Annotated in this window: 1 protein-coding gene; it reads left to right on the top strand. The window is 66.6% G+C overall.

What is annotated here, in order from left to right:
* The coding region (locus ABD323_RS43910; protein ID WP_344447598.1) for a tetratricopeptide repeat protein at positions 1–601 on the top strand (601 nt) is incomplete at both ends.

The raw sequence follows: 601 nt of genomic DNA, 5'->3' as shown, positions 1-601 counted from the left end.
CTCGACTGGGAGCCTGGCCTCGGCAGCATCTATGCCAAGCACGGGCAGATCACCGAGGAGTGCGGCAGGCACAGTGAGAAGGAGGCGGGGGAGGCACTGCTCGACTACCTCACCGCCCTGCAATGGGATCCACGCCACCAAGAGGCCCTGAAGGCGGCCGGACGCATCACCGCTCAGCACGGCAGAAGCCTCGACTTCACGGCCGATGTCTTCGCGGTCGCTGCGCATCAGGACCCCGACGACCCAGAGCCGTGGCTGATGCTTGCCCTCGACCGGCGGTTCCGCGGTGACGTCGTCGGCGCCTTGGGCTTTGCTGGGGTCTCCGTAGCGCTCAATCCGCAGGATCACGGGCTGCATGAACGCCTGAATGAGCTCTACCAGGCGCTGGCGTCTTCGAACGGTGCTCCGTCCCAGCCTCGGCGAGCCGTAGCCGGGACGTCGTATTACGGCTTCCTACCCAACCTGTTAGAGGCCGACCTGCTCGCCCAGCCGACTTCTCCCGCTGGTTCGACCAGAAGGCCAAGAGAGCAGTGGGTCCGGGTGTGGGCTCTCGCCACTGCCTTGGCGCGAGCCCCCGAAGAAGCCGCGAACGAGGAGCAGC

Origin of the sequence: Kitasatospora nipponensis (genome assembly GCF_039528135.1) — a bacterium.
Lineage (GTDB): Bacteria > Actinomycetota > Actinomycetes > Streptomycetales > Streptomycetaceae > Kitasatospora > Kitasatospora nipponensis.
The sequence above is the reverse complement of the archived record's forward strand: the minus strand, read 5'-3'. Positions and strand labels throughout refer to the sequence as shown.